This is a genomic window from Rhodococcus sp. ACPA1 (assembly GCF_002300195.1).
Taxonomy (GTDB): Bacteria; Actinomycetota; Actinomycetes; order Mycobacteriales; family Mycobacteriaceae; genus Rhodococcus_F; species Rhodococcus_F opacus.
In genome coordinates this window covers 137,733-155,845 of the sequence record NZ_NSDX01000013.1, presented here as the reverse complement: position 1 = coordinate 155,845, position 18,113 = coordinate 137,733, and the positions used below count along the sequence as shown (strand labels likewise).

Below are 18,113 nucleotides of genomic sequence, written 5' to 3'. Positions count from 1 at the left end.
TTCTCCCATCCGGCCGACAGATGGCGAAGCCGGGCGGGCGCCGCCCCGTCCGCTCTCGCATCATCTTCAGGAGCACCGGGCTGATCGGCGCCGCTCCGACAGGTGAAAACACGGGAGCGGGCATTTACGCAGCAAGCTGCTGCGTAAATGATGCGACGGCGTTCGGTAGACGGGAGGAGCGGGGCGAGACGGATGCAAACCGCATCATCGAGCGGCAGCGACCGTCGTCGTCAAGGGGGATCCTTCGCCGGGTATGCGGGTCGGTGCCAGGATCGCCCCGGTGGTCCTTGCAGGACAGAATCGGAATCGTGAGCGACCACACCGCAGCAGGCCCCGGTTGGGGAACTGTCCGTGCTCGCTGGAGTCAGCAGTCGTCGTTTGCGGCGGCGTAGATGGCGCGTTCGATTTCGGTGCGGTCGGTCTTCGGGATCTCGTCCCATGTCGGAGAGTTCGCGGAACGCGTCAAAATAATCCAGCGCGTCGTGGCACGTCTGAAGGTAGAGCGCAGCCCCGTGCAGATCCTCACTGGTGGTCTCGGCGATCGCGCTGGTCGTGGGTGGGGCGGTGATCCGCTTGACGGTGGAGTCGGGTTCGGTCGTAGAACTGGTTGCTGATGTCGACAAGGCGTTGCGTGCTGTGGTGGCTGAGTCGTCGCTGCAGGCGGCGAGGATCAACGTGGCCGCGCTGACCCATGTGGCGAGGGACAGGGTGTGGCGGTGTCGCATGTCGGTGTGGCCTATCTGAGATCTTGTCTGGAGTTCCTCGTGCGAGGAGTTTCCGGGAACGGTCGGGGGTTGCGACGCCACGGGAAGATGCCGGATGTGGCGAGAATGGAAGATAGGTGCTCAGCCGGTGGTCGCCCCATCGGACCGCGCAGTGGCAGGTGACGTTCGGACACACCGTCAGGTCCTCTGCTTCATGCCGAACGGCGCGGGGAGTTCAATTTAGCGAAAGGACACGAGAACTACGACGGCTGTCAGCACGGCGACAAGTAGTTCGATTGCACCCAGGATCAGGGCGGCAACGGCGAGGCCGGAACCGGTTTCGTGTTCGCGCCCGCCGGTCTCGACGTAACCGATCGCACCGAAGGCAAGCGCCGGAATGAATAGCCCTGTCAGGGCGCAGAACAGTCCGACGATCGCGCATACGTTGGTGCGCTCCGCCACCTCGACACCGAGCTCCGTTTCGTCGAATTCCACCACGGCCAGTTCCTCTCATTTCAAGGTCTGGACAGCCAGACTGTAGTTCAAACTTCGATCACCGCCGCGCATCCCTGGCGATCCGGGGCGGCCGTGTCGTTGATGATGAGAATTTCACGCGCCAAATGTCATTCAGATGAATGACAATCAGACGCGGAACGCTCCGGACGTCGCCGTGGGGCCGTCGTCGGGTCTCGCTTGGTCTGTCCTCCACGTGAATGAACAGCGGGCCCTCTGGTAGAGATCTCAGGTATGAAGCTGCGAGGTAAGCCCCTGATCGTGCTGTTTACCGCGGCGTGCGCGGTTGCAACTCCCGGCGTTGCTTCGGCAGAGCCGTACGACTGGCAGCCCCCGGAGGTCACCTTCGTTGCGGGGAATGACTCGCTCAAAGCGATCATCCACTACCCCAACGACCGCGGGTACTGCTATGCGGGTATCGGGGTTGACGGTTCGGTTCATATCTTCGGTGAAGACCACGACGCAGCGTGGCCTGCCGGTGGAGAAACCTTCGAGGTGACCCACGAAGGGCTAGCGCCGGGGGTGTACAACGTCCTTTCGTTCTGCGCGCTCAGTGAAACCGAGGCGTACGAGAGATCAGAGCCAAGGTTCGATGACGTGCGTTGGTCCCGCCCCTGTCGAACCAACCTTCTGGGAGGTGATCGGGCGCAGTTTCGGCTCCTGACAACGTTTCTGGGATCAACCCGTGTGCCGGAAGGCAATTTACGTAGCCGTAGGACCAATCCAGATAGTCCAACGTTCCCGTCGAGAGTACGGGAGAGCCTCGTGCGGCGAGAGTCGATCTGACGCGGATCCCGCCCGATGTCGGATGCTAACCGACGACTTGGGATGTTGTTTCAGACGGTGATCACTCGATCGGCCCATGGTCATTTCCGGCCGGCGGTCCATTTCATGCCCCAGCGGTAGGCTTTGGAGATTTCGGATTGGGTTCCGTTGATGTATCGCACTTCTCGTGTGACGGTGAGTTCGTTCTTTTCGTTTTTCAGTAGGGCGATGGCGCAGGAGCGGGCGCGGTTGTCGGCGGAGTCGAGGCGTACTTCTACTTCGGGCCGTGGGGTGGGTACAAGGTGACCACGCCGTCGGCGGCGGACCAGTTCGGGGTGCCGTCGTAGATGTAGGCGAAGATGAGGATGCGTTTGAAGTCGGCGAGGTGGGCGAGGTTGATGTGCAGGTTCTCGCCGCCGGCGTTGGTGCCGGAGCGGTCGTCGCCGTCGAGGGCGATGTAGGGCGGGTAGTTCAGGTCGCCGAACGCCTTGCCGAGCGCCTGGACGACGCCTTTGGACCCGTTGTTGAGCTGGTAGAGGCAGGCGAGATCGAGGTCGATCGCGCCGTTGCCGAGGAATCCGCGCCGGCCGCGGGTCCAGTTGAGGTTGATCCGCATCGTTCCGGTGTCGCCGCCCTTGGCGAGGGACACGGTGGGGGCTGCCTTGGTGAGGGTGATCTTGCTGAGCTGGACCCGCGGCTGCGGTGCCGGAGGCGGGGTGGGCGCGGGAGGGCGAATCACATTCGCGGGTGGCTGGATTGAGGGAGTGGGCACAGGGGTGGCGGCAGGCGGGTGAGAAGAGTGTCGACTGGATCTGGGTGACACCGAAAGCGGTGATCCTCGTCGAGTGCAAATCCGCCCGGCTCACGCTCGGGGCGCGAGCCGGCGATGCATCCCTACCATCGCTCACCAAGCGGTACCTCACACACGCCCGGCACCAACTTGACCGCACCGCAGCTCTCATCAACGCCCGTACACATCCCTTCGACCAGTTCCCCGTCGACCGGCCGATCGTCGGCATTGCGGTCACGAGCGAGCCCTTCTACCTGGGAAACTCGACGCTCGACGAGTACGGATCGGCCTCGACAATCCCATCGCTCGCCGTCTCCCTTCGCGACCTCGAGTATTGGGTCTGCATGCCCGCAGCAGAAGCTGTGGACACACTCCTGGGGATCCTCAACGACCCGGAACGCCGCACATGGGCCCTCCACCAGGCCCTCGGCGAGCTGCGCGACCTGGGCCACAACCCAATCCTCGACGCTGCCTGGCGCGAGTACGACTTCGTCGAACAGCGCGATTACCCTGGTCGAGCGACCACTGGTCCCGTGACCGTCTGACCTGTCGGTGTCAGCTTGAGCACCGGCCATCGCCGCAATCGCGGCTGCCGCCACGGTTGACGCCAGTCTTCGATTCGGTTCATTAGTCGACGGCGCAGCACCGTCGAGCGGGCATCACGGGCTCAATCATTGCGGTGTCGCGACCTGCAAAGAGAAGTTCGCCCTTCGCTGCCTGGTAATTCTGCATCACCGTCATGAACGAATGGCCCTGACTCGCACGCAGACACGCTCTATTGTGTCCGCTTCGGGACGGCGGTTGATGTAGTGGGCGCGCATCGCTGACGTCGTGGCGAAGCATGGTCGCGGCTGGCGCGCTCAGGCCGGCCGGCCAATGTCCAAGACGACGACGTGGATGTGCTTGTTCGGGAGATGATTCCGCGCCTGCTCGCGCAACTCCTCGGCCAGTACGTCCCGAACCGGATCGTCTGATCGGTGCCGACGCTGCGGGTCGTTCCCAACGCCAGGGTGTGTGGGGAGGTCGGCGGGGTGTGCATCCGGGCGCGTTCGTCGGCCAGCGCTTCGGCGGGGATGCGGGCGCTCTCGCGGTGTCGACGGCCGTTGACGGTGCGGCAGAACCGCTCACAGGCCGCCTCCAGATCGGCGAACGAGGTGTACTCCGGCAGCAGATTCGCATCCGTGGGCACCAGATCGGCCTTGGCGATACGCACCGTCGCCTCGCTGCCGCCCTTGGTTTCGGGGTCGAACGGCACGCAGGTGTGCACGGCCATGCCGTAGTGGCGGGCGGTTTCGACGCGCTGCGGATGGCGTACCGGTATCCCGGCGACGTGGTCGATGCTCACGGTGCGGGGATTGTCGGTCAGCGCGTAGGTCGGCACCCCACCGAAGCGACGCACCGTGGCATCGAGGCACGCGATCAGCGTCGGCAACGTCTGATCCCACACGGGGATCACCACACGGAACCGTGACCACGCCAGCCAAGCGCAAAACAGCAGGGTCGAGCGCACGATCCCGCCCGGTCCGGGCACTTTCGGGCCGTTGCCCCGGTCGAATTGCATCCACAATCCGGGTTCGGTGATCCTGCCCCACTACGTGGGAGGTACCCCCAGGTCGGTAGGTGCGCCGGTGCCCGGCCTGCCACGCCGCCTTGACCTGGGCGACAGCGCGTAGGGTGGTGCGTCCGGTCCCGTCGAACCCGAGCTCGAGGAGTCGTTCGTGGACGATGTCGGCGCGGACCTTGCCTTTGCTGCGCTCGACCCATTCCTCGATCTTGGGTAGGTATTCGTCGATGATCCGCGGTCGCCGCGAGGGGCCGGTCACCGACATACCGGCGTCACGGGCGGCGACGTAGCGGCGGACCGTTTTCGGGTCCACCCCGGCCAACTGCGCCGCGGAGTGCGCGCTGCCGGTGGCATCGTATGCCTCGAGAATTTCCATGATGTTCCTGTCAGACTTCTTCATGCGTCCCTCCGGTGGAGTTCGCTCGCAGGTGGGCGAAGACCTCGAGCAAAACCCCGGAGGGGCGTCTGTTTCAGGACCGACACACCGCCGGCCCCCCATGTTCATCGACAGGGAGATCAGCTGTCCGTCAGCAGGGACGAACGTGTCCGCCTACAGGGAGGTTGGCATGTCCGCTAGCACGCGCCTCACTGCTATCTGGCTAAGCGATTCGCCAAGACGGTTACGCCATGGTCTGCGGCGCTGTCTAGTTGTGGTTCCCAGATTGTGAACGGGCGTCGCAGCGTGAAATAGGTGGCACCCCTCTAACGGCAATACCGTTCAGTTAGTGCGGGTTGCGTTACGATGAGGTGTGCCTCGGAGTGGATGGGTGAAGCCGGTCTCGGATCGGCGGTTGTCGGATGTGGTGTCGGTGGGGTTGCTGACCAGGGTGTTTCCCGCGTCGTTGGTCGATGAGGTGATCGCGGCATGCGGTCGCAGGGAGCAGCGAAGTCGCACGTTGACCGCTCGCGTGACTGCGTATTTCTCGATCGGCATGGCATTGAATTCGGAAGCCTCCTACGAGGAGGTCTTCGAGCAGCTCACCGACGGTTTGTCGTGGTCGTCGGGATGGTCGCAGTCCTGGTCGCCGCCGACGAAATCGGCCATCTTCCAGGCCCGTTCACGTCTGGGATACGAACCGGTGCGGGAACTGTTCCGCCGTGTCGCCCGACCTCTCGCCGACACGGATACACCCGGATCCTGGCTCGCGGGGCGCCGGTTGGTGGCCCTCGACGGGACCTGTCTCGACCTGCCCGACACACCGGCCAACGCCGAGCATTTCGGGCGGCCGGCATCGAGCCGCGGCGAGAAGTCCGCGTTCCCGCAGGCACGGTTGGTGGCGGTCGCCGAATGCGGCACCCACGCGGTATTCGACGCCGCGATCGGACCGTGCCGCACCTCCGAGCGGGAGCTGGCGCACGATCTGATGGACACCCTCGAACCCGGGATGCTGCTGCTCGCCGACCGCGGCCTCTACGGATTCGACATGTGGACCCGAGCCGCCGCCACCGGCGCCGACCTGCTGTGGAGGGTCACATCGACCCTCTCACCTCGACACCTCAAGACCCTCGACGACGGATCCTGGCTGGCACAGATCATCCCCACCTCCGGAAAGAATCGGAAGCAGCGAACACCGCTCACGGTGCGGGTGATCGACTACACCCTCGACGACGGGCGGGAGAACCCCGAGCAGTACCGGCTGCTGACCACGATCCTCGACCCCTCCGATGCACCTGCAGAAGAGTTGGCCCTCGCGTACGCCCAGCGCTGGGAAATCGAGAACACCTTCGACGAACTCAAGACCCACCAGCGCGGCCCCCGCGCCGTGCTGCGGTCGAAATCCCCGCCGTTGGTTCGGCAGGAAATCTGGGGGCACTTGTGCTGCCATTACGCCATCCGCACCCTGATGCTCGATGCCGCGACCGCCGGCAGTCACGACCCGGACCGGATGTCCTTCGTCGCCGCCTTGCGGATCACCCGACGATCGCTGTCCCACAGCTCTTTTTCCCCCTCATAGCCGCAACGCAGCCACCCGGTTGTGGAATCAGGGCATCGCCAAACTACTGCGCCGTATCAACCCGGTACGCCGCCACCGCGCCAACCCCCGGGTCGTCAAACGCAAGGTCCTCAAATGGGCAGCCAAACGCGCGCACCACCAACACCATCCACAACCCACCCAGCCGCCGAAATGCACCATCCTTGTTCACTAACTGAACGGTATTGCCTCTAACGGAACTCCAACGGCCGACCGGGCTTCTCTGACGCCTGGCGCCTCTCGACCACGGTGGGGCATTGACACAGACCGAGCGAGCGGGAGAAGTCTTACGGCAGTTACCTATTCAAAGAGAAACTGTGTTACCTCGCTTTTGACCTCGAGTTCCTCTGTTTGCGTGCACAGCGGCAACAGGCGAACGGCGAGTTGAAAGCGGAAAGAGCGTTCCGGCGAAGTCAGATCCATCCCTGAGGTTTTGGCGGCTTGGCGTAGCCGGTAATCAAGAGTGTTCGGGTGGATGCCGAGCTGGGTTGCGGCTGCTCTCCTGTTCATTCCGAGAGTGAAGTACACATACAGTGTGTGGACCAGATCGATCTTGCTGGTCCGCTCGGTCCCGGTGAGGTCGCCGAGGACGGTCGCGACGAAGGTGTCGACTGGTGGGCCTTGCCGGAATAGGTCGAAGAAGCCCGTCGCCTCGTACGTATGCACTTGGCCCTTGGGAAAGAGGATCTCGCCGAGAGCGCGGGCACGCTCCGCTTCGCGGACGGCCCCGGCTAGGCCTTCGGCTGTGGGCGCGGGCCGACTCAGCCCGGCGCTGACGTCGTCTGAACCAGCCTTCGATTGACGGAGTGCCTGATTTACCAGTGCTTCGATTCCGCTGGTTGCTGCGGTTGGAACAAGAATGATCACGCCGCGGCGCAGTAGTGCCGAGGTAGCGCCCGGGATGAGGCGGCGGAACGCCTGGAGAAGCTCAAGAAGAATTTCGTCCAGGGTGCTGCTAGCTCGGCGAGTCGGCCCAATTACTACTGCGACATGCGGCTGTTCGGGATCTAACCCGACAGAACGGACTGCGGCTTGGCGCTCGTCGGTGGTATCGAAGTCGTCCGCCACAATGCGCGAGAGCAGCAGGCGCGTTGCTTCAACCCTCGAGTCGAGCAGATTGTCGCGTTCGGTCAGATAGGCGTGCTCGGCCTCGCTGCTGACCCAATCGATGTAGCGAAGTGTGTAGTCGGTGAGCGCATGAGGGTCTAGATCCGACCTGCTCGCGCTGAATTGTTCCCACATAGCGCGGGCGCCAATTCGGTAGGCGCGAAGCATTCCCTCGAGTGGCACACCTTGGTGAACCCTCCTACGGGCGGCGTCGGCCAACGCGGCGAGCTCTTCGCTCGACGGCCGGCTTTGGTGGACTACGGCGTGGAGGTATATGCGCGCATTTTGGACGTTCGTTTCCACGACATCAGCAATCACTGCTGGGGGAAGGTTGGCGTAGTCGGGATTCGCCGCACAGATCGTTTCCGTGACGTACCGACCAACGCGGTCGAAGTCTTCTGCATCGGGTTGTGACTTTGTCACAAGTACCGCCCTCCCGAGGGTGTGATGTCTCCGATGACGCCGAGGTGGCGCGGCGGGAAACTTATGTAATCACGATCACGCCTGAAGGCCTCTCCGCCTAGTGCGGACCGGCACAAACTTAATCCGAACCGAACAGGAGGAGTCAAATGTCGCTCCACCAGGATGCCAGCAAGACGACGGTATTGGCTGACACGATCGAGCAGAGCGTGCTGCGTGCAGTCGCGGGCACGTTCGCTACAGGCATCACCATCATCACCTGTTCCACCGACGGGAAAGCGCACGGGTGCGCTGCCAATGCGGTTCTGAGCGTCAGCCTCGATCCGGCACTCATGCTGATTTCCCTGGCACACACTTCTCGCACCCGAACGGCCATCGAACAAGCCGGCTCATTTGCGATCAATATCTTGCCGGACAGCGCCGAGGGGAGTGACATGTCCTCGCTCTTCGCCAGCCGCTCTGAGGACAAGTTCGATCAGATCTCCTACCGTCGGGGCAAGGCTGACACGCCGATCCTGAACGGTGCTCTGGGCTGGCTTGAGTGCGCCGTCGAAACCGTCCAGGTCGCGGGTGACCACACCCTTTTCATCGGTCGCGTCCTCGATGCCAAGCACGCGCCGGGAGAGCCGCTGGTGTTCTTCCGCGGTCGCCACCGCCGGCTTGCGGCTTGACCACCCACCATCAATGTCCACAAACAGGAGAACTCGGATGCCGAGTACCGATGAGAACAAGAGCCAATCTGATTCAAAGATGGCTCGCCGCGCACTGATCGCGTCCACCACGGGCAGTGCCATCGAGTGGTACGACTTCTACGTCTACGGGCTGTCCGCAGCCTTGGTCTTCAACCACCTTTTCTTTCCCTCTAGCAGCCCCTACGCCGGGACGCTGTTAGCGCTCGGGACGTTCTTCGCCGGATTCGTTGCCCGGCCCGTGGGCGCGATGATCTTCGGGCACTTCGGTGACAGCATCGGCCGCCGCGGAGTCTTGATCGTCACAACATTGCTCATGGGATTCGGTACGTTTTTCGTCGGATTGGCCCCAACCTACGACATGGTGGGGATCTGGGGCGCTGTGATCCTGGTGGTCCTGCGCGTGGTCCAGGGCATCGGTGTCGGTGGTGATTGGGGTGGCTCGGTCCTGATGGCCACCGAATGGAACTCCGCCAAAGGCAAGCGGGGGTTCGTGGGAAGTCTCCCGCAATTCGGCAGTCCGCTCGGACTGATCACCGCAACCATTGTCACCCAAGCCGCCAACCGCATGATTCCCCAGGAGTCATATGAATCGTTCGGATGGCGTATTCCGTTCCTGTTCAGTTTCCTGCTGACCGGTCTCGCGCTGTTCCTGCGGTTGAGGGTAAAGGAAACGGCCTCGTTCGAGGAGGCGAAACGAGACGGCGCGATTCGGCAGGCACCGGTCGCTTACCTGCTGCGCCACCACTGGCGCAGAGTCCTGCAGGCGACGCTGATGCGAGCGGGTCAGCACGCGTCGTTCTACATCTTCACAACCTTCGTTCTTAGCTATGGCGTCACCTCGCTAGGACAGCCACACTCCTCGATGCTGCTCGCGGTGATGCTCGCCGCCGCGGTCTCGATGGGAAGTACATTGTTCTGGGGATCGATGTCCGACCGAATCGGTCGCAAGAGGATGCTGCAAATCGGCATCATCGTGATGTTCCTCTTCGCGTTGCCCTACTTCGGGTTGCTCAATTCAGGAGTCACGGCTCTGATGGTTGCGGGGATCGTACTCTCGCTTGTCGTCCACGACATGCAGTATGGACCGCAGAGCTCCTTCATCGCTGAAAGCTTCCCTGCCGAAGTTCGCTACAGTGGCGCCTCGCTCAGCTACCAGCTGTCCTCGATCACGTCAGGAGGCCCAGCTGCACTGATCGCCACGGCCCTTATTGCCACTTTCAATTCCACGCTGCCTATCGCTCTGTATCTGATGGGAATGTGCCTGATCGCTTTCCTGGCACTGTTTTTCATGCCGAGCGTCGACCACCCTAACGACGAGATCACGCCGGTACCGGCACCTGACCGGCAGACCGCCTCCTAACGACCATATGAAGAAGAGGTTTACCTATGTCTACGTCACTCACCCCGGCAACCGCGCTGGCGCCGAGTTCGCCGCTGACCGCAGCGATGGAAAACAAGCTGATCCTGGGTCTCTTCCTGCCGTTGCAGGAGGGCGCATGGAGCCCGTCGTCCGCGCCCCGTGACACCACCTGGACCTACGAGTACAACGCCAAATGCGCGATTGAAGCGGAGAAGTACGGCTTCGACCTCGCCTTCGGCCTTGGACAGTGGCTCGGCAAAGGCGGCTACGGCGGCGACACGAACTTCCGTGAGCACGAACTCGATCCGCTCATCAGCTCGGCCGCACTCGCCGCCCAAACCTCAAAGCTGATGCTGATCAGCACCGTGCATGTTCTCTACGGTTGGCATCCGGTCCATCTCGCGAAGTATGGCGCATGCATCGACCACATCTCCGGCGGTCGTTGGGGCCTGAACGTCGTGACTGGCTACAAGCCCAGCGAGTACCGGATGTTCGGGCTCGACCCGATCGAGCACGATCTGCGCTACTCCATGGCGGCCGAATTCACCGACATGATGGAAACGCTCTGGGCGAGCGATGACAACGTGACGATGCAGGGCAAACACTGGTCCATGCAGGACGCGCACATTTTGCCCAAGCCCGTCCACGGGCGTCCGGTCATGGTCAATGCCGCGTCGTCACCGGCTGGTCTCGAATACGCAGCGCAATACTCAGATCTGATCTTCATTACCAGCCCTGGTGGTGCGGATCCTAACCGGGCCGTCGAGACTCTGCCCGCACACAACAAGAAGATCAAGGACCTTGCCCGGGCACACGGTCGCGACGTTCGCACTGTAATCAACCCGCACGTCATTTGCCGCGAGACCGAGAAGGAAGCGTGGGCGGCGTATCACGCCATCCTCGAGAACGAGGACACCATCGCCGCGGACAATTTCGTCGCCGGGTTCACGGGCGGGGACAACACGTCCTGGCGTGGACACAGTCGCGCACAGTGGGTCGTCGGAGGCAACGTCCACCTGGTTGGTACTCCCGAACAGATCGTTGAGTGGTTCGTGAAACTGAACGACGCTGGTTGCGATGGCATGCAGGTCAACTTCTACGACTATCTGCCTGATCTGAAGATCTTTGGTGAGAAGGTCATGCCCCTGATGGTCGAGGCCGGATTGCGGAAGGCAGGTGCCTGATGCAGACCAACCCGGCCGAAGCCCCCTTGGCAGGGCTGCGCGTGCTCGAATTCGGGCAGATAGCTGCCGGCCCGTTCACCGGATCTCTGCTCGCCGATTTGGGAGCGGACGTCGTCAAAATCGAGCGCGCCGGTGATGGCGATGGCATGCGCCAGTGGCCCCCGTTGATGGATGCACCCGATGGACCGTCCCGCTACAGCGGCAACTTCGCATCCATCAACCGCAACAAGCGCAGCGTCGCATTCGATCTGAAATCGCCCGATGACAAAGCCTCGGTCCTCGAACTTGCCCGCACGGCCGATGTCGTCGTCGAGAATTTTCGTGCTGGAACACTCGATCGTCTCGGCCTAGGCTACGACGTGCTCGCCGACACCAACCCGAAGATTGTCTACTGCTCGATCTCCGGGTACGGCCAGATCGGACCCTATTCCCGGCGAGGCGCATTCGACGTCACCGTACAAGCCATCTCCGGGTTAATGAGCGTCACCGGCGATGAACACGGTGAGCCGGCCAAATGTGGAGTACCCGTTGGCGACTTCGTTGCCGGCCTCTACGCCGCATACACGATCGCAGCCACCGTGCATCGAGCGACACGCACCGGGAAAGGCGGGCGGATTGACTGCTCCATGCTCGGCACGCTCCTCGGGATCTCGGCGCTACAGACAAGCGAGTATTTTGGCACAGGTAATGACCCGCGCCGCCTCGGCTCGGCCCATCCCCGTAACGCGCCCTACAGGGCCTTCCAGGCCTCGGACAAGAGCTTCGTGGTGGCAGCGGGAACTCACGACTTGTGGAAGCGATTCTGCGATGTCGTTGGCCTGCCCGAACTTGTGAATGACGAACGGTTCCAAACTCAGGAGTTGCGGGCCCGCCACCAGGACACCCTCGCCCAGGTCCTCTCCAACCGGTTCTTGGAGAAAGATGCAACAGTGTGGTTGGCCGCCTTTGAGGAAGCCGGTGTGCCTTGCGCACCGATCAACACCTTCTCCGAAATTCTCGCTGATCCGCATGTCGCGGCAATGGGACTGGTCAAGCCGCTCAGTCTGCCCAACGGGGTCATGACCGACACCATCACCTTCCCGGTGCCCATCACAGGTCACGAAACAGAGCTGCGGACCCCTCCCATGCTGGGAGAACACAACGACGAGGTGATGAAGGAGTGGCTGGCACGATGAGCGTCGCGACCGACGATCGGGCGAGAACTGGCGTTGTAAGTGTCGAACGATCCGGCGACGTCGTCACCGTAACGATCGACAGGCCACGGCGGGCGAACGCGCTCGACGCGCTCACGGTGGAACAACTCCTGAAAGTGCTCGACACCGCAAGCACCGAGGAAACCCGGGCTCTCGTACTACGAGGCGAGGGCCGCCATTTCTGCGCCGGCTTCGACATGGCGGCCGTTCCGGACAGCACTGACGGAGATTTGTTGCTTCGCTTCGTCCGAATCGAACAACTACTCCAGCAGCTGCGCCGGGCACCATTTCTGACGGTCGCCTGTGTGTCCGGGAAAGCTGTCGGGGCAGGAGCAGATATCGTTGCCGCCTGCGGTCACCGACTGCTGGATCCGGAAACGTCAATGAAATTTCCAGGATTCAGGTTTGGGGTAGCACTCGGCACTCGACACCTCGCCACGATCGTCGGTCCGCGTACCGCCCGCGACATACTTCTCGAGTCTCGCGAAGTGGACGCCACGGAAGCGTTGCGACTAGGACTTGCCACCGCCATCGTCCCGCGCGAGAACCAACGAGCCGAGGTCGACAAAATCGTCGCTGCGGCAGATGGTCTCGACTCGCCATCGGTAGCCATAGTGCTCAACCGGACTTCGATCGCGTCGGACGCCGACGACGCTGCCGACATGGCGACGCTAGTGAATTCGCTGACCAGGCCAGGTCTGCGCAGACGGCTTGCTCACTACTTGGACGGTGCTCGTGGGTAAGAGTTCATTCCTCGCAACGGGGAGCCTTCGCGGCAGTTGATCGACCTGAGCCGACATACCGAGCCGATGTGGAGTGTCCGAATCACGATGACACGGCGACGCAGACACTCCACACCGGACAGACAGCAGTCAGCAGCATCAACCGTGCGGCAGAGCGTGGCGGTGGACCGAGGAGGGCAACGATGACGTTAGAGGAAAGGGCACTCGCATGTCGTTGCGATGTTGGACCGCCCATATCGACCGCTTTGCGGTCCCGACTCGTCTGCGCGTCGATGCCTAGATCCACCTCGTTCTCCCCGGGCCGGTGGATTAGCCCATCAACAGTAGAGGCGGTAACCAAACGCGACAACGGCACTCGGCGTTCCTTCTCAAACGATCCCACCCACGGCACGGCTCGGGCGTCATTGGTCCATTGTCCCCAAACACAGTATCGGAGTATGAGATGAAATCACGCGTCGCAATCAGCGTGGCTGTGCAGGCAATAGCGGAAGGCCGAATGGTCTTGGTCGCCGACGATGAGGACAGGGAGAATGAGGGAGACCTCGTGATGGCGGCCGAACACCTCGATACCGACGACATGACATTCCTCCTTCGCCATGGCAGCGGAATCGTATGCACACCGATGTCGAACGAGATCGCAGATCGCCTCAAGTTGGACTTCATGGTGCAAGTCAATACTGACAACCACGGCACCGCTTTCACGGTCACGGTCGATGCTATCGGAGCGGGAACGGGCATCTCGGCGAGAGACCGTACTAGAACAGTCCACTCTCTTGCCTCACCAGACACCCGTCCCGAAGATCTGCGGCGTCCCGGCCACGTGTTCCCGTTACGCGCTCGGCCGGGGGGTGTCCTCGAACGCGATGGGCATACCGAGGCGTCCGTCGACCTGGTGCGGATGGCCGGTTGCCGTGAGGTTGCGGTGATAACCGAGCTTGTTGCCGACAACGGTGTCCCCATGTCCGGGCAGACGCTTGCCGCATTCGCGGTCGAACACAACATCCCCATGATCACGATCGCTGACCTCATCGAGCATCGCCGGAACACAGAGACGACCGTCAGATTCGGTGGCTCAGCTAATCTCCCAACCGATTACGGCCACTTCGAGGTACGTTCCTACCTGTCAACCGCAGACGGCGTCGAGCACCTGGTCCTCACTCACGGTGATACTAAGGAGGTCGCATTAGGGTCCAGCGGTCTGTTGACGCGGATCCACAGTGAGTGTTTGACCGGCGATCTCATTCGATCCCGCCGATGCGATTGTGGCCACCAGCTCGACGCAGCGCTCCAGGCCATCGTCGCGGAAGAGGTCGGTGTGCTGATCTACATGCGGGGGCATGAAGGACGTGGCATCGGACTCGGTCGCAAGCTGTCTGCATATGCTCTACAGGAGGCTGGATGCGACACCGTTGAAGCCAACCTACGGTTGGGTCTTCCCGTAGACAGCCGCGATTTCAGTGTGGCCGCAGCGATACTTCAGGACCTCGGAGTCGACAAGATCCGGCTGATCACCAATAACCCGAACAAGGTGGAGGCAGTACGGTCCGGCGGAATACAAGTCACCGAACGGGTCGAGCTGCCCCCGGCCGTGACCCCGGACAATCTGGCCTACCTGCGCACAAAGCGAGACCGCATGGGCCACCTTCTCGACCTTCCTCGGGCACTCCCATCATAGAAGCCGAGGAAGGGCATTGTGGGTGCGTTCCCAATCACGTTGCAAGGTTGGCAATTACGCCTGAGGCGCCTTGAAGGCTGCCGCGAGAAGGGATCCGAAATCCCAACGGCGACGCCGCCTGCCGGGAGCCACCACAACGTACCCCAAGCAAAGTGAACCAAACGGCGTCATTCGCGCATCTACCCAATCTCGGAGCCGACCCATGCCACGGACCAAGAACGAACGCCTTCGCTCAATAACCCAAATGATGCAAGGGAAAGTGCTCGACCCTGCCTCCACCGCGGACGCTCTGCAGCGAGTGCTCGAACCAGGAGACCGGGTCGCTCTCGAAGGTAACAACCAGAAGCAAGCAGATTACCTGTCTCGTTCACTCGCACAGGTAAGTCCCCGTCGAGTCCACGATCTTCACATGGTGATGCCGTGTCTCACTCGCCAGGAACATCTTGATCTGTTCGAGTCGGGGCTCGCACGCCGCGCGGATTTTGCATACTGTGGACCGTTGTCACAACAGGTTGCACGAGCGATTACTGAGAAAACGCTTCAGACGAGCGCAATCCATACTTACCTCGAGCTGTATGCACGGATGTACCTGGATCTGGCCCCCCAGGTGGCGTTGGTGGCCGCGGAAATGGCCGACACTGATGGCAATCTCTACACGGGCGCCAACACGGAAGAAACGCCGGTAATCGTGGAGGCCGCAGCGTTTCGCGGAGGTGTAGTGATCGCGCAAGTCAACGAAATTGTCAGTACCGCGGACCTGCCCCGCGTCGATATACCCGGCTCGTGGGTAGATGTCGTAGTCGAGGCCGACCGCCCCTATCACCTCGAGGCGCTGTTCACCCGGGACCCTGCGAAGATCACCGACATGCAGGTATTGATGGCGATGACCGCCATCCGGGGAGTGTATGAGCGCCATTCGGTGACGTCTTTGAACCATGGCATCGGATACAACACGGCGGCGATCGAATTACTTCTTCCGACATACGGTGAGTCGTTAGGGCTGAGAGGCAAAATCTGTCTCGACTGGGCCGTCAATCCCCACCCCACACTCATTCCGGCGATCGAGACCGGTTGGGTGAGATCCGTGATGCCGTTCGGAGGGGAGGTCGGAATGAACGACTACGTCAATGCCCGGCCCACGGTCTTTCCCGTTGGAGCGGACGGCACACTGCGTTCGAATCGAATGGCCGCTCAAACGGTAGGACTCTACGGCACTGACATGTTCATCGGTTCGACGCTGCAAATAGACTCCCTTGGGAACTCCTCGACTGTCAGCGCCGGCCGGATTACGGGATTCGGCGGAGCCCCGAACCTCGGGAACAACCCTGGAGGTCGACGGCACAGCTCACCAGCATGGGCTAGCATGGCCGAATCAAACGACGGCCGCGGCCGCAAGTTAGTTGTCCAGATAGTGCAGACCCAAAGCAGCAAAGGCGTTCCACATTTCGTCGAGTCACTAGACGCCGTACAGGTAGGTCGCGAGGCAGGGTTCGATGCTGCACCGGTAATGATTTACGGTGACGACATCACTCATATTGTCACTGAACAGGGTGTCGCCTACCTGCACAAGGCCAGAGATCTCGAAGAGCGGAAAGCTGCCGTGTCCTGGGCAGCTGGAGGGACGCCGCTTGCGTTGTCCCGAGATCGGTCGCGAGATGAGCAGATGCGGCGGGACGGTCTTATCGCAGCCCCTGAGGACATCGGTGTCAATCGAGGAGATGCGAGCAGAAAGCTACTGGCCGCGCAAACATTCGACGATCTCATCACCTGGTCGGACGGTCTGTACGTCCCGCCCGTCAGGAGGGTGTAGATGTGTCAGCAGTCAGTACCGCCATCGTCCCGATAGTCCTGCTTCTCGTACTCGGTCTCGCCCTGCGACGGCACGTGTTGACCGACGCGGCGTTCTGGCGCGGACTCGAGTCCCTGACCTACTTCGTGTTCACACCGGCACTATTCGTGCACTCGCTCGCCGACGTCGACCTCAGCACGGTGCCGGTCCTGCCGATCGCCGCCGCGGTAATCGTTCCGGTCACAGTCATGACCGGTATCCTGATCGTGTGCCGGCGCCCGCTTCGCCTCGACGGCCCGGCACTGACGTCGATGATCCAGGGAAGCACACGCCTCAACACCTATATCGGCTTGAGTCTCGTGTTCGCGCTGCACGGCCAGGACGGGGTGGCGACATTCGCACTCGCCGCCGCGGTGATGGTGCCGACGGTCAACATCGTGTGTGTGACCGCGCTGTCGGTCTTCGGTGACCAGGACCGTCAAGCGAGCCGTGTCCCTCTGGTACGGGCATTGTGCACCAACCCTCTGGTCTTGGGATGCCTCGCGGGATTGCTGCTCAATCTGCTCGCTATGAGACTTCCCGGGTACGCTGCATCGACGATCTCGACGCTTGCGGCACCGGCCCTGGCCTGCGGAACCTTGGTTGCTGGCGCGTCCGTAATGGCTGGCCTGCGACGCACGGACCTCCCGCACGTAGCACTCGCGTCGATCCTCAAGCTCGGGACCCTCCCGCTCGCTGCGGTCGGCATCGCTGCTCTGCTCGGTGTCCGCGGCGTCGCGCTCGACAGCATCATCATCATCTGCGCGGTACCCACCTCGCCGTCCGCGTACATCCTCGCTACACGGATGGGCGGCAATGCTCAACTGATGGGTTCGATCACCGCTGTGCAGACGATCCTTGCGCTCGCGACTCTGCCCCTCATGCTGACTGCGCTCGGCACCTGACCCGACCACGCCTGTATGCGCCGGTAACCGCAAAGGCAGGCTGTGCGCGAAATCGAATGTCACCTATCGCGGCATACAGGTCGGTGTCGTCGACAACCTGCGCGTCGACGGCGATTCCGTCGTCGCCACGATGTTCCTCGACGGCGCCGTCGACATCCCCAAGACGGACATCGTCTTTTCTCCCGTCTCGAGGGGGTGTTCTCGCCGAGCGGGGCGTAGCCGGCGGGGTCCTTGCACTGCTCGACGGTGGGTGCGCGACTACCCGGGGTTTGCATGCAGGGCAGGTTGCGGCACCGCGGACCACGGTTGGATCGTCCTGTGGGACCGCGCAGTATGCGGGTACTTGCTGCGGGGTCGGTTCGGAATCGGTTGGTGCGCGCCGTTCGCCGGGCGGGAGGAAGCCCGTGGTGCACGGCGGCGGCGCGTTGACGCCGAGGTTGAAGTCGAGGTTGGCCATTCCTGGTTCGGATCCGGCCACCACGCTTTGATTGCTTCAGGCGCCCGCACCAGGCTCGCTGGTGGGATGCCCTGGCACTGACGATGCTCCTCGCCGCAGTATTCGCGGCGGCACTCATCACCGTCACGCTCGATGACGTCATAATGGTCGAAGAAGCGAGTGGTGGTGCACTCGCCTTCAGGCCATCCTTTGTGCGCAGTGATCACCGCGCATTCCTATCACTGAACTGGGCAGATGACA

14 protein-coding genes and 2 pseudogenes are annotated in these 18,113 nt (G+C 62.2%); 12 read left to right on the top strand and 4 right to left on the bottom strand.

Annotation, left to right across the window (positions count from 1 at the left end; translation table 11 throughout):
- Window positions 1-528 precede the first annotated feature (528 nt).
- The gene (locus CJ177_RS41900; RefSeq protein ID WP_095870525.1) at window positions 529-744 is read left to right on the top strand and encodes a hypothetical protein; all 216 of its coding nucleotides are present in this window, start codon (window positions 529-531) and stop codon (window positions 742-744) included.
- A gap of 200 nt (window positions 745-944) precedes the next feature.
- Here CJ177_RS41900 and CJ177_RS41895 read toward each other — a convergent pair whose 3' ends face one another.
- Both CJ177_RS41895 and CJ177_RS41890 read right to left on the bottom strand, forming a co-directional pair.
- Entirely contained in the window at window positions 945-1,202 is a 258-nt protein-coding gene (locus tag CJ177_RS41895) for a DUF4190 domain-containing protein (RefSeq protein ID WP_095870524.1), read from the bottom strand.
- 881 nt (window positions 1,203-2,083) lie between these two features.
- Window positions 2,084-2,631: pseudogene (locus CJ177_RS41890) on the bottom strand (Tellurium resistance).
- Between the two features lie 167 nt (window positions 2,632-2,798).
- Here CJ177_RS41890 and CJ177_RS41885 point away from each other — a divergent pair.
- Window positions 2,799-3,317 carry a hypothetical protein gene (locus CJ177_RS41885; protein ID WP_218835185.1) on the top strand — a complete coding sequence of 173 codons (519 nt, stop codon included), beginning with the start codon at window positions 2,799-2,801 and terminating at the stop codon, window positions 3,315-3,317.
- A gap of 419 nt (window positions 3,318-3,736) precedes the next feature.
- On the opposite strand, the pseudogene istA reads toward CJ177_RS41885, so the two are convergent.
- Window positions 3,737-4,736, bottom strand: a pseudogene (gene istA, locus CJ177_RS41880) (IS21 family transposase); the annotation flags it as partial.
- Between the two features lie 349 nt (window positions 4,737-5,085).
- On the opposite strand from istA, the gene CJ177_RS41875 reads away from it, so the two are divergent.
- A complete protein-coding gene (locus CJ177_RS41875) occupies window positions 5,086-6,291 on the top strand; it encodes an IS4 family transposase (RefSeq protein ID WP_095870522.1) in 1,206 nt (401 codons plus the stop codon).
- 318 nt (window positions 6,292-6,609) lie between these two features.
- Here the strand turns inward: CJ177_RS41875 and CJ177_RS41870 are convergent, their stop codons facing one another.
- Window positions 6,610-7,839: a CdaR family transcriptional regulator gene (locus tag CJ177_RS41870; protein ID WP_143548798.1), complete on the bottom strand. Its 1,230-nt coding sequence runs from the start codon at window positions 7,837-7,839 to the stop codon at window positions 6,610-6,612.
- Window positions 7,840-7,985: 146 nt separating this feature from the next.
- On the opposite strand from CJ177_RS41870, the gene CJ177_RS41865 reads away from it, so the two are divergent.
- The 9 genes from CJ177_RS41865 (at window position 7,986) to CJ177_RS49625 (ending at window position 17,954) form a co-directional block, all read left to right on the top strand.
- Window positions 7,986-8,507 carry a flavin reductase family protein gene (locus CJ177_RS41865; protein ID WP_095870520.1) on the top strand — a complete coding sequence of 174 codons (522 nt, stop codon included), beginning with the start codon at window positions 7,986-7,988 and terminating at the stop codon, window positions 8,505-8,507.
- 37 nt (window positions 8,508-8,544) lie between these two features.
- The gene (locus tag CJ177_RS41860) at window positions 8,545-9,888 is read left to right on the top strand and encodes an MFS transporter (RefSeq protein WP_218835184.1); all 1,344 of its coding nucleotides are present in this window, start codon (window positions 8,545-8,547) and stop codon (window positions 9,886-9,888) included.
- A 26-nt stretch (window positions 9,889-9,914) separates the two neighbouring features.
- Window positions 9,915-11,072: an LLM class flavin-dependent oxidoreductase gene (locus tag CJ177_RS41855; protein WP_095870519.1), complete on the top strand. Its 1,158-nt coding sequence runs from the start codon at window positions 9,915-9,917 to the stop codon at window positions 11,070-11,072.
- Entirely contained in the window at window positions 11,072-12,247 is a 1,176-nt protein-coding gene (locus CJ177_RS41850; RefSeq protein ID WP_095870518.1) for a CaiB/BaiF CoA-transferase family protein, read from the top strand. Before CJ177_RS41855 ends, CJ177_RS41850 begins: the two co-directional genes overlap by 1 nt.
- Window positions 12,244-13,008, top strand: coding sequence for an enoyl-CoA hydratase/isomerase family protein (locus CJ177_RS41845; protein ID WP_095870517.1), 765 nt, complete (start codon window positions 12,244-12,246; stop codon window positions 13,006-13,008). Before CJ177_RS41850 ends, CJ177_RS41845 begins: the two co-directional genes overlap by 4 nt.
- 442 nt (window positions 13,009-13,450) lie before the next feature.
- Entirely contained in the window at window positions 13,451-14,683 is a 1,233-nt protein-coding gene (gene ribA / locus CJ177_RS41840; RefSeq protein WP_095870516.1) for a GTP cyclohydrolase II, read from the top strand.
- 202 nt (window positions 14,684-14,885) lie between these two features.
- A complete protein-coding gene (gene mdcA, locus CJ177_RS41835; protein WP_095870515.1) occupies window positions 14,886-16,493 on the top strand; it encodes a malonate decarboxylase subunit alpha in 1,608 nt (535 codons plus the stop codon).
- A gap of 2 nt (window positions 16,494-16,495) precedes the next feature.
- The gene (locus CJ177_RS41830; RefSeq protein WP_095870514.1) at window positions 16,496-17,416 is read left to right on the top strand and encodes an AEC family transporter; all 921 of its coding nucleotides are present in this window, start codon (window positions 16,496-16,498) and stop codon (window positions 17,414-17,416) included.
- Window positions 17,400-17,954 carry an MlaD family protein gene (locus CJ177_RS49625; protein WP_373560082.1) on the top strand — a complete coding sequence of 185 codons (555 nt, stop codon included), beginning with the start codon at window positions 17,400-17,402 and terminating at the stop codon, window positions 17,952-17,954. The genes CJ177_RS41830 and CJ177_RS49625 overlap by 17 nt, the downstream gene beginning before the upstream one ends.
- Window positions 17,955-18,113 lie beyond the last annotated feature (159 nt).

Excerpts from the sequence above, each read along its gene's own strand:
- CJ177_RS41865 (WP_095870520.1), top strand. The coding sequence starts at position 7,986 with ATGTCGCTCCACCAGGATGCCAGCAAGACGACGGTATTGGCTGACACG.
- CJ177_RS41860 (WP_218835184.1), top strand. The coding sequence starts at position 8,545 with ATGCCGAGTACCGATGAGAACAAGAGCCAATCTGATTCAAAGATGGCT.
- CJ177_RS41855 (WP_095870519.1), top strand. The coding sequence starts at position 9,915 with ATGTCTACGTCACTCACCCCGGCAACCGCGCTGGCGCCGAGTTCGCCG.
- CJ177_RS41850 (WP_095870518.1), top strand. The coding sequence starts at position 11,072 with ATGCAGACCAACCCGGCCGAAGCCCCCTTGGCAGGGCTGCGCGTGCTC.
- CJ177_RS41845 (WP_095870517.1), top strand. The coding sequence starts at position 12,244 with ATGAGCGTCGCGACCGACGATCGGGCGAGAACTGGCGTTGTAAGTGTC.
- ribA (WP_095870516.1), top strand. The coding sequence starts at position 13,451 with ATGAAATCACGCGTCGCAATCAGCGTGGCTGTGCAGGCAATAGCGGAA.
- mdcA (WP_095870515.1), top strand. The coding sequence starts at position 14,886 with ATGCCACGGACCAAGAACGAACGCCTTCGCTCAATAACCCAAATGATG.